Here is a 19157-nt window from a genome sequence, read left to right as displayed (position 1 = left end):
CGAAGGCGCCGGATCAAGCAACGCCAAGCCCGCAAGCGTTCAACCGCAAGCAATCAACGGGAAATCCTGACCCGCATCCTCTGAGTAACCACGCATCAGCCGCTCCGCCGGCAACGGCCGACTGAGGAAGTACCCCTGCGCCTCATGGCAGCCATAGGACTTCACCAGGCTCAAGCTTCTGAACGTTTCGATCCCTTCAGCCACCGTCCGGTACCCCAGTTCGCGCGCCAGTTGCAGCACCGAGCGGGCGATCACGCGGTTACGCGGTTTGTTTTCCAGGTCGGTGATGATCGATTGGTCGAGCTTCAGCACATTGGCCGGGATGTCACGCAGATACGCGAAGTTGCTGTAGCCAGTGCCGAAATCGTCGATGGCGACATCCACGCCCAGCGCCCGAATCCGCTGCAATTGCCCGATCACATTCGGCGCTTCGCGAATCCACTCGCCCTCGGTGATCTCCACCTCGATGCGCTCGGCAGGTACCTGATGCAGCTTGCAGGCACGGCTCAGGGTCTGAGCGATGTCCATGCCTTGAAAGTCCAGCGCCGACAGGTTGATCGACACTTTGCTGTCGTCATGCGCCCACTGCGCAACGGCCGCCAGCGAACGATCGATGACCCAGCGCGTGACGTGGTTGATCTGCCCGGCACGTTCGATCAACGGGATGAATTCGGCCGGCGACACCGGTCCGAAGTGCTGGTGGCGCCAGCGCAGCAGGGCTTCGGCGCCCAGTTGCCGGCCATCCTGCAGGTTGAAGCGCGGCTGGAATTCCAAATACATGCCGCCGCCTTCCATGGCCGCGCTGAAATCGTTGACCAGGCTGAAGGCGCGCCGATGGATATGCGCGCGGCTTTCGTCATAGGCCTGCCAGCGGCTGCGCGCGCGCTCGGCGGCGCTGGCGGCATGGATGGCCTTGCGCAGCAGATTGCCCACCGACTGGCTGCCGTCCAGGCAACAGGCGACACCGATGCGGGTGCACGGTGCCAAGGGGAAATCCTGAGTAGGGAAGGGCTGGGTGATCATCTCCACCAGCGCCTTGGTCAGTTCCTGATGGCGATCGGGGTGACAGGTCAGCATCAGGCAGAACTGCTGCTCGCTGAGCTGGTACAGGCACGCCACACCCTCGAGGATGTGCGCCAGCTTGTCACTGACGCGCTTGGCGCCGGAGCGCAGGGCGCTGAAATTGTCGTCGGCGCCGTCGTCGGGCTGCCAGTGGTTGTCCACCGCCTCGATCAGCATCATCACGCGCGCCGGGGCGCGAGAATCGAGATGCACGCCGCGGGTATCGGTCAGGAACTGGCGCAGATTGGGCAGGCCACTGACCGGGTCGCGGGTGTCGAGCATCTGCCGTTGTTCGATCTGCGCCATGACCATTTCGGCCATGTCCTGCAGCACCAGGCTATCGCCCGGGGCCAGTTCGTGGGGAAGCTTGTCGATGATGCACAGGCTGCCGATATTGAAGCCCGAGCGGGTGCGCAGTGCCGCACCGGCGTAAAAACGGATGCCTTCGGGGGCGGTGACCAGCGTGTTGTTGCACACCCGCGGATCCTGCCGGGCATCGGGGATCTGCATCACGCCGTTCTGGCGGATGGTCAAGGCACAGATCGACTGATTGATCGGCGTTTCGCTGGCAGCGAAGCCAATACGCGCCGGGAACCACTGGCGGTCTTGCTCCACCAGTGACACTAATACGGTCGGCACTTTGAAGTAGGCCGCCGCCAAGCGGCAGATACGCTGGAAATCCTCGTTATGAGCGGTTTCCAGCCATTGCAGCGCATGCACAGCCGCCAGGCGTTGGGATTCGGCAGTATCGGTACTGTGCATGGAGGTGGCCTTCGAATGGTGCACGGCAGAGGCTTTCTAGTAGATTAACAGGGTGATGGCCTTGTGACACTAACTGATGGCAAAGGTTTCACGGGCGGGCGACGTGTGGTGGGGATTTTCGCTGGAAGGTGTCGAGATTGTTACCGAAAGGTGGCTATTGCATCGAGGTGGATGCGATTTCCGGGTTTATAAGTGGGAGAACCTTGAGTTGATGCCACGGGCCCCATCGCGAGCAATAACATCTTGCAGCGCTAAGCGATCACCGCATCCGGTACAACACTGACTTCCCCCGCAGCGCATGCACCGCCACCGCCCCCAGGTGCATCGCCACCAGCAACGCCAACAGTGCACACAGCACATGATGCGCCTCATGGATGCGGTCCAGCACCTGACTTGAATGGATCAACTGCGGAAACGTCACCAGCGAAAGCATCCTTACCGGATGCGTCATCATCAACACCCCACTGAGCAGTACGCTGAAAATCATCAGATACAACAACCCATGCACCAAGCCCGCCACACGGTTATGCACCTCGATATGGCGATCCCGCAGATACAGCCACAACCGCATCAGGAAAAATGGAATGAACAGGCTGGTCAGCTGCGGATTGAGATTCTCGACCCACACCCGCAGCGGGTCATCTGGCGCCAGCAGACCGACCCCGAACCCACTGAACGTCGCCCACAGAATGATCAACGCCGACAGCCAATGCAGGTATTTGCGAGCGGGGGTGTAGGGGGATTCAGCTGACGAGGGGGAGCTGGTAGGCATAGCGGTTACCGTTAGCGTTTGCGAAACAGATGCATTTGCGTCGGTGGTATACGCCTGTTGGACGTTTTTTGCACGGTGATTTTACTAACCGACCCCCAGTGCCTGCTCGCACCGTCGACCGAAGCGGGGTGCACGGCCATGTTCAGGCTCAATGCCGCCTGCGACGCGCTTAATCGAGGACGTGAAAGCCCTGGAAAAGGTCGATGAACCTGACTATCCCACCAGCCCATTCACCCACATCCACAACGGCAACGTCACCGCCGACAACACCGTGGTCAAGCAAATCGCCGAACTGGCCTTCTGGCTATCCTCCAACGTGCGCGAGAACCCCAGGGTATTGACCCCGCACGGGTTCGCCGCCATCAGCACCAGCACCCCTCGCGGCATGCCATACACCCCAAAGAACCGGCACGCCACGATCACCAGCAACGGCATGATCATCAGCTTGGCGAGGGTAATCCCCAACGCCTCGACACTGGGCTTGAGCCGAAACCCTGCCAGATTCGCCCCCAGCACGATTAGCGCGCAGGGCAGGGCTGCCTGAGCCAGCCATTGCGCCAGCTGCATCAGCGGGACGGGCAGGTGCAGGTTGCTGAGGTTCAACGCCACGCCGGCCAGCAGGCCAATGATCATCGGGTTAGCGAGGCTGGCGACCAGGGTGCTGGCCTTGAAGGGTTCGTTGCCGGCGAAGCTGTTGTACAGGCTCTGGAAACTGAACAGCAGCAAGCTGTGCACGGCCAGCACGGTGAACAGCATCACCAGCCCACCGCTGCCGAACAGCCCGGCCACCAGCGGGATGCCGATCAGGGCGTTATTGCCAAAGGCGGCGGTCAGGCCGTAGGGCGTGGGGCGGCCGACGTAGTAGTGAGTGACGCCATTGACCAGCGCGAAGATCATCAGGGCCGGGATGAAGTACGCGGCCAGGAGTGTCACGTTCAAACCGTCGTGCAGGGGCGCGTTGGCCATGCCGGTGAACAGCACCATGGGCATGAACAGCGAGAAGGTGATGCTGCTCAGGCCCTTGTTGATCTCGGGTTTGAGCGGGCCGCGGCGGGCGAGTAAATAGCCGAGGATGATCAGCAGAAAAATCGGCAGGATGACTTGCGGGACGGCCACGGCGCTGGGCTCCTTGAATACATGGCGGGCATTATTGACCGAATGGACGTCGGTTGTCGTACCATTCTTCTACCGCCCGACTTAGAGCGCTGCGCGCTACATATGGCCGGTAACCTGAAGTCCCTGACCGATGTTGCGGTTTTTATCCCGATAGACTGATCCCTTTGGCCGCCCGTGCGGCCTTTTGACTGTGATAAGGCGTAAATGCATGAAGATGAGCAGGGCAGGCGTGACATTCGCGGTGTTCCTGGGGGCGTTGGCCGCGCTGCCGCCGATTGCCACCGACATGGCGTTGCCCGCGCTGACCCGGATCGGCGATGCGCTGCACTCCACGCAATCGCTGGCGGGGATGACCCTGAGCCTGTTCATGGCCGGCTTTGCACTGAGTCCGTTCTTCTACGGGCCGTTGTCCGACCGTCATGGGCGTCGGCCGTTGCTGGTGGTCGGCCTGGTGCTGTTCGCGCTGGGCGGGGTGCTGGCCACGGTGGCGCCGAACATGACCGTCCTGTTGATTGCCCGCCTGCTGCAGGGCCTGGGTGCCGGCGCCGGGATGACCCTGGCCATGGCCATGGTGCGCGACAGTTTTGAAGGGCGGACAGCGCAGTCGCGGCTGGCGGTGATCACTGTGGTGGCGAACATGGCGCCCATGGTCGCGCCGGCGCTTGGCGTGGCGGTGCTGGCGGCGATGGGCTGGCGCGCCATCTATGCGATCAATGCGGTGAGCGGCGTGCTGTTGCTGGTGATGGCCTGGCTCGGCCTTGAAGAGACCGTTGCGCCAGTGCCAAACCCAGCCAAAGCCAGCAGCCTGATTCAGGATTACCGCGAGGCCCTGAGCCACCGCTCCGTACGCGACCATCTGTTGATCAATGCCCTGGGGTTCGGCTGGATGTTCGGTTACGTGGCCGGTTCTCCCGTGGTGCTGATCGAGCACCTGCATGCTAGCACGACCCTCTATTCGATCTTGTTTGCGTGCACGGGTGGCGGCATTGTCGCCGGTGCCAGCCTGAGTGGCTGGCTGGGCCAGCGTGGCGTGGCACCTCAGCGGCTGATTCAATGCGGGGTGATCCTCGCGGTGCTGGTCACGGGCGCAGCGGTGGTGATGTCACTGACGGCGACCGCCACGCTGGTCACCTTGATGCCGTGCCTGGTGCTGGCCACCGCTGCGTTCGGCATCCTCGCGCCCTGTGCCGCGCAAGGCGCACTGGAGCCGTTGCCAGCGCTGGCGGGTGTCACCGGCGGGCTGCTGACCTCGATTCAGATGTTCGCCGGCGCCCTGGCCAGCCTGTTGGTGAGCCTGCTGCTGCCGCCGCTGGGTATACTCGGCATGACCGCCACCATGGCCGGTTTTGCCCTTTTGACCTTGCTGCTGGTGCTGGGCCTGGCGCGCGCTACGGCCGCCGAAGCCGCACCGATGGAAACCTGAAGCCCTATGGAATACCTGCGCCGCCGCATCGAAGCACAAATGCTCAGCATGACCGGCCTGGCGCTGGGGCAGATCGATTTCGAACAGCCCAAGGGCGACCCCGGTTTGTACGGCCCCGATGCAGTGTGCTGGCGGGTACACGGCGATTTCCCTTGCATGCTGATCGGCGGCATCACCGCTTTGCTGCTGCAGATGCTCCACCCGCTGGCGCTGGCCGGGGTGTGGGATCACTCCAACTTCCGCGACGACATGACCGGCCGCCTGCGCCGCACCGGGCAGTTCATTGCGGGCACCACCTTCGCCGCGCGAGCGGACGCCGACTGGCTGATCGACAAGGTCCGCACCCTGCATGAGAAGGTCGTCGGTACCGCCGCAGATGGCCGGCCCTACGCGGCCAGTGATCCAGCGCTGCTGACCTGGGTGCACGTGGCCGAAGTGCACAGCTTCATGGCCGCGCATTTGCGCTATCTCAACCCGCACCTGTCGCTGGCCGAGCAGGATCGTTACTACGCCGAAACCGCCCTGATCGCGCGACGGCTCGGCGCCGAGCATGTCCCAACCAATGCCCGCGCGATCGTCGCTTATATCGACGGCATGCGTGGGCAATTGTCGTGCGATGAACGCAGTCTCGAGGTGTTGCGCTTGCTGCACACCGCGCCCGCGCCGAGCGTGCTGGCGCGGCCGGTGGGGGCCCTGATGCTGCAAGCCGGGGTGGATCTGCTGCCCGCGTGGGCCGCGCAACTCTTCGGTATCGAGCATTCGCCGCTGCGCCGCAGCCTGGTGCGTGCCACCACGCAGCCCGTGGCAGGTGCGATGCGCTGGGCGCTGCGCAACGGCTCGATCCACCGCGCTCGCAAACGCCTCGATCTGCCCCTCTAGCGGCCCGATAAACAAAAGGCATGGTCCCGCAAGGCTTACGCATTGCCCTGACCACGCCCCCCTGTGCCACCCTCGACCTGAATAATAAAAACAAGGTCGCCCCCCATGAAATTGCTCGGCAAACTGTACATCCAGGTGCTGATCGCGATGGCATTGGCCATCGTGCTCGGGCTTGCCGCACCCTCCGTCGCCATACAGATGAAACCCCTGGGCAGCGCCTTCATCGCGCTGTTGAAGATGCTCCTGGGCCCGATCATTTTCTTCACCGTGGTCCACGGTATCGCCCATATCGGCGACTTCCGGCGCTTGGGCCGCATCGGCATCAAGACCCTGGTGTACTTCGAGGTGGTCAGCAGCCTGGCAATGGTTGTCGGCTTTACTGTGGTGTCGCTGGTGCGTCCCGGCGAGGGGCTGCACGCCAACCTCGGTGACAGCCTGAATGCCGGCGAAGCGGCCACGGTGAATGCGGCGCTGTCGGGCGGCAGTTTCGACATCGGGCATTTCTTCCTTTCGATCATCCCCAAGACCCTGGCCTCGGCCTTTGTCGAGGGCGATATTCTGCCGGTGCTATTCGTGTCGGTGCTGGTAGGCATTGCCCTGGCGCAGTGCGCCAAACCCGACTGGCTGGGCCTCAAGCTGCTCTCCGAGGGCCAGACCCTGACCTTCAAGTTGCTCAGCTACATCATGCGCCTGTCGCCCATCGGTGCATTCGGCGCTATGGCCGCCGCCGTTGGCAGTTTCGGCTCACAGACCTTGCTGTACCTGCTGCGCTACATCCTCACGTACTACGCCAGCACGCTGATCTTTATCTTCCTGGTGCTGGGCAGCGTGGCGGCCCTGGCCGGGCTGTCGATCTTCAAGATACTGCGGGTCATCAAGGAGGAAGCCATCATCGCCATGGGCACGGCTTCCAGTGAGGCGGCGTTCCCGCGGTTGGTCGACAAACTCACCAAGGCCGGTTGCGATGAGGCCGTGGTCGGGTTCGTGTTGCCTGCCGGTTACAGTTTCAATATCGATGGCGCCTGTTTGTACATGGCCTGCGGCCTGGGATTCCTGGCCCAGGCCACCGACACCAGCCTGACCCTCAGCCAGCAGATCAGCATCATGGCGGTGATGTTGCTGACCTCCAAGGGCGGCGCCGGTGCGGCCGGTGGTGCGGTGATCAAACTAGCGGCCACCTTGCAGTCAGTGCATGTGGTGCCGCTCGGTTCACTTGGCCTGTTGTTCGGCATCGACCGGGTGCTGGCCATCGCTACCTCGACCACCAATGTCATCGGTAACAGCGTGGCGGTGATCGTGATCTGCAAGTGGGAAAAACTCTTCGATCGCGAACGCTTCGACGCCTGTCTGCGCAACCCTGATAGCACTGGAGCTATGGCCGAGCAAGCGCCTGTCACCCCACAACCTGTCTTCAAGGAAAGCCTCAAATGACTACCCCAGCATCCCTGCAACATGTGGCCCTGATCGGTTTCGGTGAGGCCGGCGGCATTATTGGTCAGGACCTCGCTGCCCAAGGCGTCAGCGTTCATGTCTACGACCGGCTGTTCGAGGACGCGGCGCGGCGGCCGGCGCTGCAGGCCAAAGCTCAGGCTGCGGGTGTCGAGCTGTGCGAGAGTGCGGCCAGTGCTATCCAAGGTGTGCAACTGGTGATCTCGGCGGTCACGGCCGGGTCGGCCTTGCAGGTCGCCGAGCAGGCTGCGGCGCACCTGCAGCCCCAGCAATTGTTCATGGACATCAACTCGGTGGCGCCGGCGACCAAGCAAGCTGCCAGCGCGGCCATCGAAGCCCGCAGTGGCCTTTACGTCGACGCCGCAGTGATGGCACCGGTACCGCCGCAGCGCTTGCAGACACCGATCCTGCTGGGCGGCCCACAGGCGCAGCAGCTGGCGGACTGGCTGACACCGCTGGGCTTCAACATCCAGGTGGTGGCCGATCGCATCGGTGTCGCCTCGGCCATCAAAATGTGCCGCAGCGTGATGATCAAGGGGCTCGAAGCCCTGACCACTGAGTGCCTGGCGACCGCCCGCCAGTATGGCGCCGAAGAGCGGGTGCTGGCCTCGCTGCACAAGAGCTTCCCGGGCATGGGCTGGGATGCGCGCCAGCCCCATTACCTGATCAGCCGCGTCGCCGAGCATGGGCGGCGCCGCGCCGAAGAGATGGAGGAGGTGGCCAAGACCGCAGCCGATGTCGGCGTCAGCCCGCACATGAGCCTGGCGATTGTGCAGACCCAGCGCGGCCTGGTCGAGCGGATGGCCGAGCAGGGTCTGGCGTATAGCGACCCCTTCGATTGGCAGGTGCTGGTCGATGAACTGTATGGTCGATCAATAGAACCGATACCTGTTTAAACATTTCACAGACGCTTCACAGGCCGCGCCAGCCTATGCTGGCGCTACCTGCAAACGCCCCTGCTTGGCGTCATGCAGCCCCACAATCAAAATAAAAGGGTCGCATCGATGAACACTCCCGCCGTGGACATCAAACACTGGATCGATCAGCGATCCGTCTCCCGCTTTCAATGGCTGATTCTCGGTTTGTGTTTTTTGATCGTCACCTTCGACGGTTTTGACGCCGCCATCATGGGCTTCATTGCGCCGGCGGTGATTGCCGACTGGGGCATCAGCAAGTCTGCCTTCGGTCCGATCCTCGCCTCGGCCATGGTCGGGCTGGCAGCGGGCGCTTTGATGTCCGGGCCTTACTCTGACCGCCTGGGGCGGCGCCGCGTGCTCTTGGCGTCGGTCGCCTGTTTTGGGGTGTTCAGCCTTTTGTGTGCCTTCGCGCGCTCGCCGTTGGAGCTGGCCGCATTGCGCTTTCTCACCGGCCTGGGGCTGGGCGCAGCGATGCCTAACAGCACCACGCTGCTGTCCGAATATATTCCGGCGCGGTTGCGGGGGCGCTTGATCACCTCGATGTTCATGGGCTTCGGGCTGGGCTCGGCCATGGGTGGCTTCGTGTCGGCATGGATGATCCCCTCGTTTGGCTGGCACGCCGTGCTGCTGGTGGGTGGTGTGCTGCCGCTGGCGCTGCTGCCGGTGCTGTACTTTCTGCTGCCGGAATCGGTGGACTTGATGATCAATCGGCGTTTCCCCCGAGAGCGCATCATGGCCGTACTGAAGCGCATGGGGGCGGAATTTTCAGACACCGTGAGCTTTGTGGTCAGCGCGCCGGTTGCGCGCGAATCGGCAGGGCGCAAGGTGTCGCACCTGTTTACCGCTGAATACCGCTGGCGCACGCTGAGCCTGTGGGGCACCTATTTCATGGGCCTGCTAGTCATCTATCTGTTGACCGGCTGGATGCCGACCCTGATCAAGGATGCCGGCATCAGCCTCGAACGCGCGGCGGTGATCACCGCCATGTTCCAGTTCGGCGGCCTGGCAGGGATCTTGTTGGTCGGCTTCGCCATGGACCGCTTCAATCCAAAGGCGGCGATTGCCCTGGCTTACGTAGGCGGCGCGCTGTGCATATTCGCTCTGGGTTTCGTCGAGATCGGCGCCTCGGCGTTAGGTGTGCTGGTGTTCGCGGCGGGGTTTTGCATGAATGGAGCGCAGACGGGCCTCAACGCTTTTGCGCCGGGCCAGTACCCAACGGATTTCCGTGCTACAGGCGTCAGCTGGATGCTCGGCATCGGCCGCTTCGGTGGCATTTTCGGCTCCCTCACTGGCGGCGCGCTGTTGAGCCTGGGGCTGCCGATGAGCCTGGTATTCGCCGTGCTCGGCATCCCGGCGCTGCTGGCGGCGCTGGCTATTCTGGCCGGCCCCAAGCCGCGGCAGGCCCTCGGAGTACTGCCTGAACTCAACCATTGATAAGTCGCGGGCTTGCGGGCCCGCCGTGTTTTTGCATTTATTCTGGAGACCTTCACATGGCGCGCATCATCGGCGGCCTCGCCGTATCACACACGCCCACCATCGGCTATGCGGTCGATCACGACAAACAGTCGGAAGCGGCCTGGGCGCCGATCTTCGCCAGCTTCGAGCCGATCAAGGCCTGGCTCGCCGAGAAGCAGCCGGACGTGCTGTTCTACATCTTCAACGATCATGTGACGTCGTTTTTCTTCGACCACTATTCGGCCTTCGCGCTGGGGGTGGACGACCAGTACGACGTCGCCGACGAGGGCGGCGGCAAGCGCGACCTGCCGGCCATTGGCGGCCACGCGGCGTTATCGCGGCACATCGGCCAGAGCTTGATGGCCGATGAGTTCGACATGGCGTTCTTCCGCGACAAGCCCATCGACCACGGTCTGTTCTCGCCGATGTCGGCGCTCATGCCGTTCAAGGACGGCTGGCCGGTGCAGGTGGTGCCGCTGCAGGTGGGCGTGTTGCAGTTTCCGATCCCCAGTGCCAAGCGTTGCTACAAACTCGGCCAGGCGCTGCGCCGGGCGATCGAGAGCTATCCCGAAGACCTCAAGGTTGCCATCGTTGCCACAGGCGGCGTGTCGCACCAGGTGCACGGCGAGCGATGCGGCTTCAACAACCCGGAATGGGACGCGCAGTTTCTCGATCTGTTCGTCAACGATCCCGAGCGCCTGACGGACATCACCTTGGCTGAATACGCCACCCTGGGCGGCATGGAGGGCTCGGAGGTGATCACCTGGCTGATCATGCGCGGGGCCTTGTCGGCCAACGTGGTCAAGCTGCATCAGGACTATTACCTGCCATCGATGACCGGCATCGCCACCTTGCTGCTGGAGAACCAGGCGCGCGAGGTGCCGGTGGATGCACTGCAGCGCCACCGCGACCACATCGGCTATCAACTGGCCGGAATCGAGAAGCTGCCCGGTACCTATCCGTTCGATCTGGAGCGCAGCCACAAGGGTTATCGCTTGAATCGCTTCCTGCATCGGCTGATCGAGCCCGGCTGGCGCCAGCGTTTCCTCGAAACGCCCGAGGTGCTGTTCGAGGAGCATCAGTTGACGGATGAAGAGCGCCGACTGGTCAGCGAGCGCGACTGGCAGGGGCTGATTCGCTACGGGGCGATCTTCTTTTTGCTGGAGAAACTGGGCGCGGTGGTGGGGGTGTCGAACCTGCATATCTATTCGGCGATGAAGGGCTTGAGCCTGGAGGCGTTCCAGCAGACCCGTAATCAGCAGGTGACGTATTCGGTGGCGGGCAAGCGCTGAGGTTCCCCGTAGCGAGGGCCAGGCCCCCTCGCTACAGGTTTTTTGCCACGCTGCGGATCTGCGCCATCAATGCCTCGGCCGCAGGCGATGGCAGGCCGTTGCTGCGGTAGATCAGGCCGATGGGACGCAGAGTGTCATGCAGCGTCAGGCGCAACGGCTGCAGTTCACCACTGGCCATCTCGTATTCCAATTGGTGTGCCGACACCACGGCGAGCATGTCCGAGCGCATCAGCAGGCCACGGATGATCGCCATGTCGCCGGTCTCTACTACCGGTTCAGGCGACGGGCTGCCAATCTGCTGAAAGTGCGCCTCCAGCAGCAATCGCGCTGGAGTATCCGCTCGCGGCAGTACCCAGCGCGCATCATCCAGCTCGGTCAGGTTCAGGCTGCGGTCCAGCAGCGGATGCCCGCGGCGCACCAGTATCACCATCTCCTCGGTCAGCAACCGTTCGCCGTGCAAGTCGCTGGCGTAATCGCTGGCACGCAGGGCGCCGAAGACGAAATCCACATCCCCGGCTCGCAGTTCCAGGGCCAGCAGATTGAACGGGCTTTCATTGGTGGCGATGCGCACGCCGGGGTGTTGCTCAAGCAACTGCACGATGGCCTGGGGCAGGATGCGTGTGCGCCCCAGTGGCAGCGCGCCGACCATCACCACGCCTTGCAGCGAGCCCTTGATGGCGGCGACATCGGCGTCGATGCGGCGCAGATCGTTGAGCGCGCGGCGGATCGGATAGAGGATGTCGTGGCTGGCCTGGGTTGGCTGCAGCCCGCGCGCGGTGCGCTCGAACAGCCCCTTGCCGGCGCCGTCTTCGAGGGCCTTGAGCGCGGCGCTGATGGCCGGTTGGGTCAGGCCGAAGGCCTTGGCCACCGTTTGCATGTGGCGGGTTTCGCAGAGTTTGACGAAGATTTCCAGGCGCCGCGTTTGCAGCAGGTACAGCGGCTCGTGGGCGGCATGGCCGAGCAGTGCCGGAATGGCCTCCAGCTCAGCCAGCACCCGCACCGCGCGCGGCAGGATGGCTTTGCCATAGCCGCTGAGGAGCATGCCGCTGGCGTGGCGTTCGAACAGCGGCACATCGAGGCGAATCTCAAGATCGCGGATGGCTCGGGTGATCACCGATTGCGCGCGCAGCAATACCTCACACGCGCGGGAGATGCTGCCGTGTTCGGCTACACGCACGAAGGCGCGGATCTGCATGAGGGAAGGCAGGGGCTGCTCGGGCATGGGGCGGTTACCAGTCAGGCAATGAGGGCCGATAAGTAAAAAGTATACCAGCCCTAACTGAACGCATTATTGCGTTATGGCGTGGCGTGACAGCATGGCCAGACTAAAAAAGCAGGAGCCTTTGCATGAATAACAACAGCCCCGCCAAAACCGCCCTGGTGGTCAGCGCCCACTCAGCCGACTTCGTCTGGCGCGCCGGCGGCTCGATCGCCCTGCATGCCGCTCAGGGCTACAAGGTGCATATCGTCTGCCTGTCGTTCGGCGAGCGCGGCGAGTCGGCCAAGCTGTGGCGCAAGGGCGCCGAGATGACCGAAGCCACCGTCAAGGCCGCGCGCCGCGAAGAAGCCCAGGCCGCCGCCGACATTCTCGGCGCGAGCGTGGAGTTCTTCGATATCGGTGATTACCCCATGCGCGCCGACAAGGACACGCTGTTCCGCCTGGCCGATGTGTTCCGTCGTGTGCAACCGGAGTTCGTCCTCAGCCATTCGCTCAAGGACCCGTACAACTATGATCACCCGCTGGCCATTCACCTGACCCAGGAAGCACGCATCATCGCCCAGGCCGAGGGCTACAAGCCCGGCGAGCAGATCGTCGGTGCGCCGCCGGTGTACAGCTTCGAACCCCACCAGCCCGAGCAGTGCGAGTGGAAGCCCGACGTACTGCTGGACATCACCGAGGTCTGGGACAAAAAGTACGCCGCGATCCAGTGCATGGCTGGTCAGGAGCACCTGTGGGAGTACTACACCCGCGTGGCCCTGCAGCGCGGCGTGCAGGCCAAGCGCAACATCGGCATCACGGCGAAAAAGAACATCGTCTACGCCGAGGGCTATCAGAGCATCTTTCCACGGGTCACGGAGAATCTGGGATGAGCAGTGTAGGAAAGACCGGTGTGGTGGTGCGCAATATCCAGCGCGCCGACCAGGCGTTGATCGCAGAACTGACCCAGTACGGCGTTGCCACCGTGCATGAGGCGCAGGGCCGCAAGGGACTGTTGGCGCCGTCGATTCGGCCGATCCAGCAGGACTTCGCCCTCAGCGGCTCGGCGGTCACCGTGCTGGCGGCGCCGGGGGACAACTGGATGTTCCACGTGGCGGTAGAGCAGTGTCAGCCTGGGGACATTCTGGTGATGGCGCCCAGTTCACCGTGCACCGACGGTTTTTTCGGCGATTTGCTCGCGACTTCGTTGAAGGCCCGAGGGGTGCTTGGCCTGGTGCTCGACGCCGGGGTGCGCGATACCCGCACCTTGCGTGAGATGGGCTTTGCCGTATGGTCGCGGGCTGTGCATGCCCAGGGGACGATCAAGGAGACCCTGGGGTCAGTGAATATCCCCATCGTGTGTGCCGGGCAATTGGTCAATCCGGGCGATGTAGTGCTGGCGGACGACGACGGTGTGGTGATCGTACGCCGCGATGAGTTGCCCGCGGTGGTCGAGGCCAGCCGCAAACGGGCGGATCTCGAAGAGCAGAAGCGCCTGCGTCTTGCTGCCGGGGAACTGGGGCTGGATATCTACAACATGCGCCCGCGGCTGGCGGAGAAGGGCTTGCGGTATGTCGATAGTCTGGATGACGTGTAAGGCCTGAAGCCATGCGGCGTTTATGCCGGCCCCTTCGCGGGCAAGCCTTGCTCCCACAGGTGTTCGACTCGGACGCTGTGGGAGCAAGGCTTGCCCGCGAAGAGGCCGGTAGGGCTGGCACTTATGTTTTGTCGTGATGGAGATTCGAACCATGCCCCAAACCCGCATACCCTGCCTGATGATGCGCGGCGGCACGTCCAAGGGCGCGTACTTCCTCGCGGACGATCTGCCCGCCGATCCTGCGCAGCGCGACCGGGTATTGCTGGCTGCCATGGGCTCGCCGGACCCGCGCCAGATCGACGGCATCGGCGGGGCGGACTCATTGACCAGCAAGGTGGCGATCATCCGCGCATCGACCCGCCCCGGCACCGACGTCGACTACCTGTTCGCCCAGGTCGTGGTGGATCAGCCACGGGTCGATTACGGCCAGAATTGCGGCAACATCCTCGCCGGGGTCGGGCCATTTGCGCTGGAGCGCGGCTTGGTGGCGGCCCAGGGCGAGCAAACCGCAGTGCGCATCTATATGGAAAACACCGGTCAGACCGCTACCGCGCTGGTGCAGACCATCGATGGTCAAGTGCGCTACGACGGCGCGGCGATCATCGACGGCGTGCCCGGCAGTGCCGCGCCGGTGATAGTGCGTTTTGACGATATTGCCGGCTCCAGTTGCGGCGCGTTGTTGCCCACGGGCCAGGTGCGTGATCGCATCGACGGTATCGAGGTCACCTGTATCGATAACGGCATGCCGGTGGTGCTGTTGCGGGCCGCGGACTTGGGGCTGACGGGCCGTGAAAGCCGCGCCGACTTGAATGCCGATGAGGGCTTGAAAGCGCGTCTGGAGTCGATTCGGTTACAGGCCGGGCCGTTGATGAATCTGGGCGATGTGAGCGCACGGACGGTGCCGAAGATGAGCCTGATCGCGGCGCCCATGGACGGCGGAGCAATCAGCAGTCGGACTTTTATTCCACACACCTGCCATGCCTCGATCGGAGTGTTCGGCGCGGTGAGCGTCGCGTCGGCCTGTTTGCTCGAGGGGTCGGTGGCCGAGGGGTTGGCGCAGGTGCCGGAGGGCGCGCTGCTGAATGTCTCGGTGGAGCATCCGAGTGGCGAGTTCACCGTGGAGATCCGCCGCGATAACGGCGTGATCACCGGGTGCGGGCTGCTGCGCACCACGCGGTTGTTGTTTGATGGGGTGGTGTGTATCCCCGCAGATCTGCGAAGTCTATGGCCCTGACGCGCTAGTCGCCGTTCTCTGTGGTGGGGGAGCAAGCCCCCCTCACCACAGAGCGGTCCTACCGCTTCACCGCCGTCACCCGCCAGATACGATTACCCACGTCGTCCGCCACCAACACCCCGCCGCGGTGATCGACCACCACGCCTACCGGCCGGCCCATGGCGTTCTCGTCCTTATCCAGGAAACCCGTCAACAGATCCACCGGCGACCCGCTCGGCTTGCCGTCGGCAAACGGCACGAACAGCACTTTGTAGCCGCTGTGCGGTTTACGGTTCCACGAGCCATGCTGGCCGATGAACGCGCCATCGGTAAAGGGTGCGGGCAACGCATTGGCCTCGGCAAACGCCAGTCCCAGTGACGCCGTGTGCGGCCCGACCGCGTAGTCGGGGGCAATCGCCTTGGCCACCAGCTCGGGGTTCGGTGGGCTCACGCGCTCGTCCACATGCTGCCCGTAATAGCTGAAGGGCCAGCCATAAAAGGCGCCGTCCTTGACCGAGGTGATGTAGTCCGGCACCAGGTCGCTGCCGATCTCGTCACGCTCGTTGACCGCGGTCCACAAGGCACCGGTCCTGGGCTCCCAGGCCAGGCCGTTGGGGTTGCGCAGGCCGGAGGCGAAAATCCGTTGCTGATGGGTGAGCGGGTCGACTTCCCAGATCGCCGCGCGGCCTTTCTCGGCCTCCAGGCCGTTTTCCGCGACGTTGCTGTTGGAGCCGACGGTGACGTAGAGCTTCTTGCCGTCCTGGCTGGCAATGACGTTTTTGGTCCAGTGGTGATTGATGGTCCCGCCCGGCAGGTCGACGATCTTGTCGCCGGGGGTGGTGATCGAGCTGGCGCCCTGGGCATATTTGAAGTGCAGCAACTGGTCGGTATCGGCCACGTACAGGTCATCGCCGACCAGCACCATGCCGAACGGCGAGTTGAGGTTGCTCAGGAACGTACTGCGGGTTTCGGCCACCCCATCGCCGTCCTTGTCGCGCAACAGGGTGATGCGGTTGGGGCTGGGTACGCCTGAACCGGCGCGGCTCATGACCTTCTTGGCGATCCAGCCCTTGATCCCTTTGCTGTCGTCGGGTTTGGGCGGGGCGTCGGTCTCGGCCACCAGCACGTCGCCGTTCGGCAATACGTACAACCAGCGTGGGTGATGCAGTTCGCGGGCGAACACCGCCACCTGGGTGCCCGGTGCGGCGACAGGTTTGGCGCCTTCGGGCCAGCCCACGGCTGGGGCGATGTTGACGGTGGGCAGCAAGGTCTTGTTGGGCGGCGGCAGTTCAGGCCTGGGGCCGGTGCCGTCGCTGACTTGCAGACTGGAGGTTTCGCCGCAGGCGGCGAGGGCGGCGCTGAGACTGATCAGCGCGGCGAGGCGAGTGATGTACATGGCAGGTTCCCTGTGTTTCCCATTGGTCTTGTTATGTGCAGTGCATGCTGCGCTTGAGCGGTAGAGGTATTGATCGCGGTGTAGGTTCCGGTGAATGTGAGCGCGCCAGATTGGCCCCTTTGCGGGCAAGCCTGGCGCTCACAGGTGTACGACGCTGTAACTGTGTACCGTGGGAGCAAAGCTTGCTCGCGAAGGGGCCAATTGCTTCACCGTATGCTCCCGTCCCACCCAGCGGCTTCATTTGACGCTTACCCGCCAACCCTCTAACCTTCGCGGCGTGTTTCAGGTGCTCGGCCGCCCCAAGGCGGGTCGAGTGAAACAGGGAAGCCGGTGAGCGAGCATAGCCTCGCGATTCCGGCGCTGCCCCCGCAACGGTAAATGAGTCAAGGCCGCGCACGTCGCCACTGGTCCTTCGGGGTTCGGGAAGGCGCGCCGCCTGGGTGTGATTGCCCCGCTCATGAGCCCGGAGACCGGCCTGGACGCTTTTATTCAATTGACTGTCGCGCGGGTGAGAGCGGCATCGACGATATTCTGCGAGCCGCCCGCGCGCCCTGTCCTCGACACGGGCGGCGCGGGCACCGTTCGTGCGTCGATGCCGTCTGCGTGCACCAGTAGCGGAGGCTGCCATGACTGAATCCATCGAGCGCGACGAGCGCCATATCGCGCGCATGCTGCGTAAAAAAGCCGTGATCGACGAGCGTATCGCCAACGCGCCCAATGCCTGTGGCCTCCTGCTGGTGCTGACCGGCAATGGCAAAGGCAAGAGCAGTTCGGCGTTCGGCATGCTGGCCCGTGCCATGGGCCACGGCATGCAATGCGGTGTGGTGCAGTTCATCAAGGGCCGCAACAGCACCGGGGAAGAATTGTTCTTCCGCCGCTTCCCCGAGCAGGTGCGCTACCACGTCATGGGCGAGGGCTTCACCTGGGAAACTCAGGACCGCCAGCGCGATATCGCCGCAGCCGAAGCTGCCTGGGAGGTGTCCCTGCAGATGCTCCAGGACCCGGCCATTCACTTCGTGGTGCTCGATGAATTGAACATCGCCCTCAAGCACGGCTACCTCGACCTTGACCGTGTGCTCAGCGACCTGCAAGCGCGCCCGGCCATGCAGCACGTGATCGTCACCGGTCGCGGTGCCAAGCCGGAGATGATCGAGCTGGGCGACACCGTCACCGAGATGGGTATGCTCAAGCACGCGTTTCAGTCCGGTATCGGCGCGCAGAAGGGCGTCGAACTGTGAATCAGGCCCGTCAATGCCCAGCGGTATTGATCGCCGCCCCCGCCTCGGGGCAGGGCAAGACCACGGTCACTGCCGCCCTGGCGCGCTTGCATCGCAATCAGGGGCGCAAGGTGCGGGTATTCAAGTGCGGACCGGATTTTCTCGATCCGATGATCCTCGAACGCGCCAGTGGTGCCCCGGTGTACCAGCTTGACCTGTGGATGGTGGGCGCCGACGAGAGCCGCCGGCTGTTGTGGGAAGCTGCTGCCGAAGCTGATCTGATCCTGATCGAAGGCGTGATGGGGCTGTTCGACGGCACGCCGTCGAGCGCCGATCTGGCGCGGCATTTCGGCGTGCCGGTGCTGGCGGTGATCGATGGCACGGCCATGGCCCAGACGTTCGGCGCCCTGGCGCTGGGCCTGGCCCGTTACCAGGCTGATCTGCCGTTCGCGGGCGTGCTGGCCAATCGGGTCGGCACTTTGCGCCACGCGCAGCTGCTGGAAAACAGCCTGACCGAAGGCCTGCGCTGGTACGGTGCGTTGTCCCGGGACCTGGCAATCGAGCTGCCCAGCCGTCATCTGGGACTGGTGCAGGCCAGCGAGCTGAATGACCTGGATGCGCGCCTGGACGCTGCCGCCGAGGCCCTTGGCGGCAGTTGCGAAGTGGCGCTGCCGCCGCCGGTAAGGTTTGCTGCGCCCACCCTGGTGGCGGCCGAACCGCTGCTGGCGGGCGTGCGCATTGCGGTGGCCCATGACGAAGCGTTCGCCTTTACCTACGGCGCCAGTCTTGATTTGCTGCGGGCCATGGGCGCCGAGCTGGTGTTCTTCTCACCCATCCACGACGGCGAACTGCCCGCCTGCGACAGCCTCTATCTGCCCGGCGGCTACCCTGAACTGCATCACCTCGCACTGGCTGAAAACCATGGCGTGCTCAAGGGCATCCGCGCCCACCATGCGGCCGACAAGCCCATGCTTGCGGAGTGTGGCGGCATGCTCTATCTGCTCGACGCCCTGACCGATGTAGAAGGCGTCCGCGCGCCCCTGGTGGGGCTCTTGAGCGGTGAGGCGGTGATGCAAAAACGCCTGGCGGCGCTTGCGCTGCAAACGGTAGAGCTGCCGGAGGGGTCGCTGCGCGGCCATACCTATCATCATTCATTGACCAGCAGTGAATGCCAGCCCATCGCCCGTGGCATCAGCCCCAATGGCGGGCGCGGCGCCGAAGCGGTGTATCGAATCGGGCGGATGACGGCGTCTTACGTGCACTTCTATTTCCCGTCGAACCCGCAGGCTGTCGCGGCGTTGTTCGCGCCGACATCCGCTTGATGATCTCGATTACCGTTGTAGCGAGGGGGCTTGCCCCGACAGGCCCGATCAGGCGCACCGCAATTGCCGAAATATTTTCGGGGGCAA

16 protein-coding genes and 1 riboswitch are annotated in these 19157 nt (G+C 63.7%); of the genes, 11 read left to right on the top strand and 5 right to left on the bottom strand.

Going from position 1 to position 19157, the window contains the following annotated elements; genetic code table 11:
* Positions 1-39: 39 nt before the first annotated feature.
* The 3 genes from LIX93_RS20420 to LIX93_RS20410 form a co-directional block, all read right to left on the bottom strand.
* Positions 40-1824 carry a sensor domain-containing phosphodiesterase gene (locus LIX93_RS20420; protein WP_226505873.1) on the bottom strand — a complete coding sequence of 595 codons (1785 nt, stop codon included), beginning with the start codon at positions 1822-1824 and terminating at the stop codon, positions 40-42.
* Between the two features lie 259 nt (positions 1825-2083).
* On the bottom strand, positions 2084-2596 hold the full coding sequence (locus LIX93_RS20415) for a cytochrome b/b6 domain-containing protein (RefSeq protein WP_226505872.1): 513 nt from the start codon (positions 2594-2596) through the stop codon (positions 2084-2086).
* Positions 2597-2809: 213 nt separating this feature from the next.
* Positions 2810-3712 (bottom strand): AEC family transporter, encoded by a 903-nt coding sequence (locus LIX93_RS20410; protein ID WP_226505871.1) that lies wholly within the window; start codon positions 3710-3712, stop codon positions 2810-2812.
* 208 nt (positions 3713-3920) lie between these two features.
* Here LIX93_RS20410 and LIX93_RS20405 point away from each other — a divergent pair, with 208 nt between their 5' ends.
* The 6 genes from LIX93_RS20405 to LIX93_RS20380 all read left to right on the top strand — a co-directional run bounded on the left by LIX93_RS20405 (position 3921) and on the right by LIX93_RS20380 (position 11127).
* Positions 3921-5135, top strand: coding sequence for a multidrug effflux MFS transporter (locus tag LIX93_RS20405; protein WP_226505870.1), 1215 nt, complete (start codon positions 3921-3923; stop codon positions 5133-5135).
* Between the two features lie 6 nt (positions 5136-5141).
* Entirely contained in the window at positions 5142-6014 is an 873-nt protein-coding gene (locus tag LIX93_RS20400; protein ID WP_226505869.1) for an oxygenase MpaB family protein, read from the top strand.
* Positions 6015-6119: 105 nt separating this feature from the next.
* Positions 6120-7445, top strand: coding sequence for a cation:dicarboxylase symporter family transporter (locus tag LIX93_RS20395; protein ID WP_226505868.1), 1326 nt, complete (start codon positions 6120-6122; stop codon positions 7443-7445).
* Positions 7442-8359: a DUF1932 domain-containing protein gene (locus LIX93_RS20390; protein ID WP_226505867.1), complete on the top strand. Its 918-nt coding sequence runs from the start codon at positions 7442-7444 to the stop codon at positions 8357-8359. The genes LIX93_RS20395 and LIX93_RS20390 overlap by 4 nt, the downstream gene beginning before the upstream one ends.
* A gap of 108 nt (positions 8360-8467) precedes the next feature.
* On the top strand, positions 8468-9814 hold the full coding sequence (locus tag LIX93_RS20385; protein WP_226505866.1) for an aromatic acid/H+ symport family MFS transporter: 1347 nt from the start codon (positions 8468-8470) through the stop codon (positions 9812-9814).
* 56 nt (positions 9815-9870) lie between these two features.
* Positions 9871-11127 (top strand): gallate dioxygenase, encoded by a 1257-nt coding sequence (locus LIX93_RS20380; protein ID WP_226505865.1) that lies wholly within the window; start codon positions 9871-9873, stop codon positions 11125-11127.
* 31 nt (positions 11128-11158) lie between these two features.
* Here the strand turns inward: LIX93_RS20380 and LIX93_RS20375 are convergent, their stop codons facing one another.
* The gene (locus tag LIX93_RS20375) at positions 11159-12349 is read right to left on the bottom strand and encodes a LysR family transcriptional regulator (RefSeq protein ID WP_226505864.1); all 1191 of its coding nucleotides are present in this window, start codon (positions 12347-12349) and stop codon (positions 11159-11161) included.
* 125 nt (positions 12350-12474) lie between these two features.
* Here LIX93_RS20375 and galB point away from each other — a divergent pair, with 125 nt between their 5' ends.
* The 3 genes from galB to LIX93_RS20360 all read left to right on the top strand — a co-directional run bounded on the left by galB (position 12475) and on the right by LIX93_RS20360 (position 15156).
* The gene (gene galB / locus LIX93_RS20370) at positions 12475-13218 is read left to right on the top strand and encodes a 4-oxalmesaconate hydratase (RefSeq protein ID WP_226505863.1); all 744 of its coding nucleotides are present in this window, start codon (positions 12475-12477) and stop codon (positions 13216-13218) included.
* Positions 13215-13922, top strand: a complete 708-nt coding sequence (locus tag LIX93_RS20365; protein WP_226505862.1) for a 4-carboxy-4-hydroxy-2-oxoadipate aldolase/oxaloacetate decarboxylase — start codon at positions 13215-13217, stop codon at positions 13920-13922. The genes galB and LIX93_RS20365 overlap by 4 nt, the downstream gene beginning before the upstream one ends.
* Positions 13923-14073: 151 nt before the next feature.
* On the top strand, positions 14074-15156 hold the full coding sequence (locus LIX93_RS20360; protein ID WP_226505861.1) for a 4-oxalomesaconate tautomerase: 1083 nt from the start codon (positions 14074-14076) through the stop codon (positions 15154-15156).
* 58 nt (positions 15157-15214) lie between these two features.
* Here the strand turns inward: LIX93_RS20360 and LIX93_RS20355 are convergent, their stop codons facing one another.
* Positions 15215-16531, bottom strand: a complete 1317-nt coding sequence (locus tag LIX93_RS20355; RefSeq protein WP_226505860.1) for a sorbosone dehydrogenase family protein — start codon at positions 16529-16531, stop codon at positions 15215-15217.
* A 267-nt stretch (positions 16532-16798) separates the two neighbouring features.
* A riboswitch (cobalamin riboswitch) is annotated at positions 16799-17025 on the top strand.
* Between the two features lie 132 nt (positions 17026-17157).
* Between LIX93_RS20355 and cobO the strand changes: the two genes are divergently transcribed.
* Both cobO and LIX93_RS20345 read left to right on the top strand, forming a co-directional pair.
* Positions 17158-17769 carry a cob(I)yrinic acid a,c-diamide adenosyltransferase gene (cobO, locus tag LIX93_RS20350; protein ID WP_226505859.1) on the top strand — a complete coding sequence of 204 codons (612 nt, stop codon included), beginning with the start codon at positions 17158-17160 and terminating at the stop codon, positions 17767-17769.
* A complete protein-coding gene (locus LIX93_RS20345) occupies positions 17766-19070 on the top strand; it encodes a cobyrinate a,c-diamide synthase (RefSeq protein WP_226505858.1) in 1305 nt (434 codons plus the stop codon). The genes cobO and LIX93_RS20345 overlap by 4 nt, the downstream gene beginning before the upstream one ends.
* The last annotated feature ends 87 nt before the right edge of the window (positions 19071-19157 follow it).

The organism is Pseudomonas sp. MWU16-30317 (assembly GCF_020515695.1).
Classification (GTDB): domain Bacteria; phylum Pseudomonadota; class Gammaproteobacteria; order Pseudomonadales; family Pseudomonadaceae; genus Aquipseudomonas.
This window is presented reverse-complemented; position numbering and strand designations above follow the sequence as displayed.

Bases quoted from the DNA above. Each gene is read 5' to 3' on its own strand.
- LIX93_RS20420 (WP_226505873.1), bottom strand. From the start codon at position 1,824: ATGCACAGTACCGATACTGCCGAATCCCAACGCCTGGCGGCTGTGCAT.
- LIX93_RS20415 (WP_226505872.1), bottom strand. From the start codon at position 2,596: ATGCCTACCAGCTCCCCCTCGTCAGCTGAATCCCCCTACACCCCCGCT.
- LIX93_RS20405 (WP_226505870.1), top strand. From the start codon at position 3,921: ATGAAGATGAGCAGGGCAGGCGTGACATTCGCGGTGTTCCTGGGGGCG.
- LIX93_RS20400 (WP_226505869.1), top strand. From the start codon at position 5,142: ATGGAATACCTGCGCCGCCGCATCGAAGCACAAATGCTCAGCATGACC.
- LIX93_RS20395 (WP_226505868.1), top strand. From the start codon at position 6,120: ATGAAATTGCTCGGCAAACTGTACATCCAGGTGCTGATCGCGATGGCA.
- LIX93_RS20390 (WP_226505867.1), top strand. From the start codon at position 7,442: ATGACTACCCCAGCATCCCTGCAACATGTGGCCCTGATCGGTTTCGGT.
- LIX93_RS20385 (WP_226505866.1), top strand. From the start codon at position 8,468: ATGAACACTCCCGCCGTGGACATCAAACACTGGATCGATCAGCGATCC.
- LIX93_RS20380 (WP_226505865.1), top strand. From the start codon at position 9,871: ATGGCGCGCATCATCGGCGGCCTCGCCGTATCACACACGCCCACCATC.
- LIX93_RS20375 (WP_226505864.1), bottom strand. From the start codon at position 12,349: ATGCCCGAGCAGCCCCTGCCTTCCCTCATGCAGATCCGCGCCTTCGTG.
- galB (WP_226505863.1), top strand. From the start codon at position 12,475: ATGAATAACAACAGCCCCGCCAAAACCGCCCTGGTGGTCAGCGCCCAC.
- LIX93_RS20365 (WP_226505862.1), top strand. From the start codon at position 13,215: ATGAGCAGTGTAGGAAAGACCGGTGTGGTGGTGCGCAATATCCAGCGC.
- LIX93_RS20360 (WP_226505861.1), top strand. From the start codon at position 14,074: ATGCCCCAAACCCGCATACCCTGCCTGATGATGCGCGGCGGCACGTCC.
- LIX93_RS20355 (WP_226505860.1), bottom strand. From the start codon at position 16,531: ATGTACATCACTCGCCTCGCCGCGCTGATCAGTCTCAGCGCCGCCCTC.
- cobO (WP_226505859.1), top strand. From the start codon at position 17,158: ATGACTGAATCCATCGAGCGCGACGAGCGCCATATCGCGCGCATGCTG.